The sequence below is a fragment of the Malonomonas rubra genome, assembly GCF_003247215.1.
In the GTDB taxonomy this organism is placed as follows: domain Bacteria; phylum Desulfobacterota; class Desulfuromonadia; order Desulfuromonadales; family Geopsychrobacteraceae; genus Malonomonas; species Malonomonas rubra_A.
In genome coordinates this window covers 1-3,667 of sequence record NZ_QKAP01000014.1, presented here as the reverse complement: position 1 = coordinate 3,667, position 3,667 = coordinate 1, and the positions used below count along the sequence as shown (strand labels likewise).

At 54.5% G+C, this 3,667-nt stretch carries 7 protein-coding genes, 1 tRNA gene and 1 pseudogene; all 9 read right to left on the bottom strand.

The genetic code is table 11. The features are described 5' to 3' along the window. Window positions 1-60: 60 nt before the first annotated feature. Window positions 61-444 (bottom strand): 50S ribosomal protein L7/L12, encoded by a 384-nt coding sequence (gene rplL / locus Q7J88_RS01450; RefSeq protein ID WP_303720368.1) that lies wholly within the window; start codon window positions 442-444, stop codon window positions 61-63. A gap of 44 nt (window positions 445-488) precedes the next feature. Then, window positions 489-1,007 carry a 50S ribosomal protein L10 gene (gene rplJ, locus Q7J88_RS01445; RefSeq protein WP_303720367.1) on the bottom strand — a complete coding sequence of 173 codons (519 nt, stop codon included), beginning with the start codon at window positions 1,005-1,007 and terminating at the stop codon, window positions 489-491. Window positions 1,008-1,244: 237 nt separating this feature from the next. After that, window positions 1,245-1,946, bottom strand: a complete 702-nt coding sequence (gene rplA / locus Q7J88_RS01440; RefSeq protein ID WP_303720366.1) for a 50S ribosomal protein L1 — start codon at window positions 1,944-1,946, stop codon at window positions 1,245-1,247. A 12-nt stretch (window positions 1,947-1,958) separates the two neighbouring features. Beyond that, a complete protein-coding gene (rplK, locus tag Q7J88_RS01435) occupies window positions 1,959-2,381 on the bottom strand; it encodes a 50S ribosomal protein L11 (protein WP_303720365.1) in 423 nt (140 codons plus the stop codon). 36 nt (window positions 2,382-2,417) lie between these two features. Beyond that, complete coding sequence (gene nusG, locus Q7J88_RS01430) at window positions 2,418-2,951, bottom strand: transcription termination/antitermination protein NusG (RefSeq protein WP_303720364.1); 534 nt, start codon at window positions 2,949-2,951, stop codon at window positions 2,418-2,420. Window positions 2,952-2,971: 20 nt separating this feature from the next. Further along, window positions 2,972-3,157: a preprotein translocase subunit SecE gene (secE, locus tag Q7J88_RS01425; RefSeq protein ID WP_303720363.1), complete on the bottom strand. Its 186-nt coding sequence runs from the start codon at window positions 3,155-3,157 to the stop codon at window positions 2,972-2,974. 33 nt (window positions 3,158-3,190) lie between these two features. Next, window positions 3,191-3,267: transfer RNA gene (locus Q7J88_RS01420), tRNA-Trp, on the bottom strand. A 52-nt stretch (window positions 3,268-3,319) separates the two neighbouring features. Next, complete coding sequence (gene rpmG / locus Q7J88_RS01415; protein ID WP_303720369.1) at window positions 3,320-3,469, bottom strand: 50S ribosomal protein L33; 150 nt, start codon at window positions 3,467-3,469, stop codon at window positions 3,320-3,322. Window positions 3,470-3,523: 54 nt separating this feature from the next. Next, window positions 3,524-3,667, bottom strand: a pseudogene (tuf, locus tag Q7J88_RS01410) (elongation factor Tu); the annotation flags it as partial.

Here is a 3,667-nt window from a genome sequence, read left to right as displayed (position 1 = left end):
GTAGAATAGCCAAGGCCGCACAAGGCGACCTTGGCTAATGGCGAAACTATGGGACAGGAACTATTTAAGTTCCACGGTTGCGCCGGCTTCAACGAGCTGCTTCTTGAGCTCTTCAGCTTCGGCTTTGGGTACAGCTTCTTTAACAGTCTGAGGAGCGCCGTCGACGAGGTCTTTGGCTTCCTTGAGGCCCAGGCCGGTAGCGGCACGAACCACTTTGATAACGTTGATTTTCTTGTCGCCGGCACTGGCCAGGATGACGTCGAACTCGTCCTTCTCTTCTACAGCGGCAGCGGCAGCGGCAGCAGGAGCGGCAGCAGCAACGGCAACGGGAGCAGCGGCAGAAACGCCGAATTTCTCTTCGAGTTCCTTAACGAGCTGAGCCAGCTCAAGGACGTTCATTTTTTCGATGAATTCGATTACTTGCTCTTTGGTGATATCAGCCATGTTGATTAATCCTCCGTAACGTGAAAACGTTTTATCTGTTCAAATTAAGCAGCTTTTTTTTCTTGGATGGCAGCCAGAACGGTCACGAGGGACCGTGGGATAGCCGCCAGGACACCGACAAAGTTGGATGCCGGAGCATTGAGCGACCCGAGAACCTTGGCCAGAAGCACTTCGCGGCTAGGCAGTTCAGCCAGCGCCTCGATCTGAGCCAGATTGAGCAGGTCGCCGTTGAGGGCGCCCACTTTCAGTTCAAAATTTTTGTTGGCCTTGGCAAACTCGGACAGGATCTTGGCCGGAGCTACCGGATCGGTACCGGCGATTGCGATCGCCGTGGGACCGGCCAGGTGATCGGAAAGGCACTCGCTTCCGGTACCTTTGGCAGCCAGGCGAAGCAGGGTGTTTTTTACGACCCGGTATTCAACGCCAGCGCCACGCAATTCCCCGCGAAGCTTATCAACCTGCTCCACGTTAAGACCACGGTAGTCGGCAAGAAATGTCGCTTTGGCGGCTACGAGCTTTTCTGAAAGCTCGCTGACAATCTGTTCCTTGCTGTTCTTGTTCAACGTCTCTCCTCCTTTCATTGAGATTTGCGGATCATGAGGATCCGGGCCCCAGTCTGAGGTCATGGAGTGAGACGAACAGCCGTCAATCCATTGTTCCAGCCTCGGCAGGCAGTCCAGCTATTAAGCACACCGTCGGGTGCGCACCTGCTGTCTTTGACCAGGAGCAGTTATACGGTCTAACAACAACAGAAACCCGGTATCAGATGACACCGGATTTCCGTTATTCGAAACATCAGATTACTTGACCAGCGTCTGAAGAGCCGCCACGTCGATATTCAGACCAGGCCCCATGGTGCTGGAGACGCTGACTTTCTTCAGGTACGTGCCCTTGGACGTAGCCGGTTTGGCCTTGACCAGAGCGTCTACAAGGGAAACCACGTTCTCCTTGAGTTTCTCCACGTCAAAGGACACCTTGCCTACGGGAGCGTGCACGATACCGGCTTTTTCGACGCGGTATTCGATCTTACCCGACTTGGCCTCGGTGACGGCGCGGCCGACATCGAAGGTGACGGTGCCAACCTTGGGGTTGGGCATCAGGCCGCGGGGGCCCAGCAGCTTACCGATTTTACCGACAGTACCCATCATGTCAGGGGTCGCGATGGCGGTGTCGAAGTCGAACCAGCCACCCTGGATTTTGGCTACCAGATCGTCAGCCCCGACGAAATCGGCACCGGCGGCTGTCGCTTCGGCAGCTTTTTCCCCCTTGGCGAAAACGAGGACCCGGACGGTTTTACCGAGACCGTTCGGCAGAACCACGGCGCCGCGAACCATCTGGTCCGCTTTACGGGGATCAACGCCCAGTCGGATCGAAACATCGACGGTTTCGTCGAACTTGGCGTAAGAGACTTCCTTAACCTGCGCGAGGGCTTCCTCGAGAGGATAGGCCTTCATCCTGTCAATGGTAGCCTTGGCTTGCGTATGTTTTTTCCCAGCACTCATTGCAAACTCCAGTTATACGACTTCGAGGCCCATGCTGCGGGCAGTGCCTTCAATAGTACGGATCGCCATTTCGATATCGAATGCGTTGAGGTCGGGCATTTTCAGCTCGGCAATCTCACGCACCTGATCCTTGGTAACCTTGCCCACTTTGTTCTTATTGGGAACACCGGAGCCTTTCTGGATCTTGGCGGCCTTCAGAAGAAGCACGGCTGCGGGGGGGGTCTTGGTGATAAAAGAGAAAGACCGGTCCGCATAAACCGTGATAACGACAGGCGTGATCATTCCATCCTGAGCCTGTGTCTTGGCGTTGAACGCCTTGCAGAATTCCATGATGTTGACCCCGTGCTGGCCGAGCGCGGGTCCGACGGGCGGCGAAGGATTCGCCTTGCCGGCAGGAATCTGCAGTTTAATCATACCAACAACCTTCTTGGCCATGAGTGACTCCTTGAGTTTTACTTGTTAGAACCAGAGCTAGCTGGTTTTTTCGACCTGTATGAATTCAAGTTCGACCGGGGTGACCCGACCGAAAATACTGACCATAACCTTGAGTTTGCCCTTGTCGGGCTTAACGTCTTCCACCACTCCGGTAAAATTCAGGAAAGGTCCATCAACAACGCGAACCGTTTCACCCACTTCAAACTCGACCTTCGGCTTGGGTCGCTCGACCCCTTCCTCGATCCGCGAAGTGATTTTGGCAACCTCTTCGTCAGGGATGGACGGCGGCGCCGTCCCACCACCGACAAAGCCGGTGACCTTGGGAATATCCTTGACGATGTGCCAGGTTTCGTTGTTCAGCTCCATCTGTACCAGAATATAACCCGGGAAAAACTTGCGGGAGGATGTCTTGCGCTCTCCCTTTTTGAGTTCAACAACCGTTTCAGAGGGAATCAGAATCTCTCCGAAAAACTCCTCCGCCCCCAAAGAGCGGATGCGCTCCTCAAGATTAAGCTTAACCTTGTTTTCGAAGCCGGAGTAGGTGTGAACCCCATACCATTTCTTTGACATATCAGTCCCTCCCCCTGCCATCAGCGCAGGAGAACGCGGATCAGTGCGGACAGTCCCGAATCCACAACCCACAGGAAAACGGCAACCACCACAACCAGAAGAAGGACGACCGTTGTCGATGCGAGGGTATCCTTGCGCGTTGGCCAGGTTACCTTTTTCAGCTCACCCTTCACGTTGGCTAAAAAGTCTGTCGTCTTGGCAAGCACTATCAAAACCCCTTCTGAGGATTGTCTTTAAAATGGCAGGCCAGGAGGGACTCGAACCCCCAACACCCGGTTTTGGAGACCGGTGCTCTAGCCATTAGAGCTACTGGCCTGCATACAAAAGGCCGCAGACACCTGCAGCCGCTTTACCGCCCAGCAGAGAGACTACTTAGTCTCCTTATGGGAGGTGTGCTTCTGGCAGAAACGGCAATACTTGTTGAACTCCAATTTATCCGGAGTGTTTTTCTTGTTCTTGGTCGTCGTGTAGTTGCGTTGCTTGCACTCGGTGCAAGCCAAAGTAACGATATCCCGCATGGTGGTGTCCTTCAACTCCCCCCTCCTCGCAGAGGGGGGAGGGTGTGAATGTTGTTACTCGATAATTTCGCTGACAACGCCGGCGCCAACCGTACGGCCACCCTCGCGGATAGCAAAGCGCAGCTCTTTGTCCATGGCGATCGGGGTGATCAGATTTACGGTCATGCTGATGTTGTCGCCAGGCATAACCATCTCGGT

Bases quoted from the DNA above. Each gene is read 5' to 3' on its own strand.
- rplL (WP_303720368.1), bottom strand. From the start codon at position 444: ATGGCTGATATCACCAAAGAGCAAGTAATCGAATTCATCGAAAAAATG.
- rplA (WP_303720366.1), bottom strand. From the start codon at position 1,946: ATGAGTGCTGGGAAAAAACATACGCAAGCCAAGGCTACCATTGACAGG.
- rplK (WP_303720365.1), bottom strand. From the start codon at position 2,381: ATGGCCAAGAAGGTTGTTGGTATGATTAAACTGCAGATTCCTGCCGGC.
- nusG (WP_303720364.1), bottom strand. From the start codon at position 2,951: ATGTCAAAGAAATGGTATGGGGTTCACACCTACTCCGGCTTCGAAAAC.
- rpmG (WP_303720369.1), bottom strand. From the start codon at position 3,469: ATGCGGGATATCGTTACTTTGGCTTGCACCGAGTGCAAGCAACGCAAC.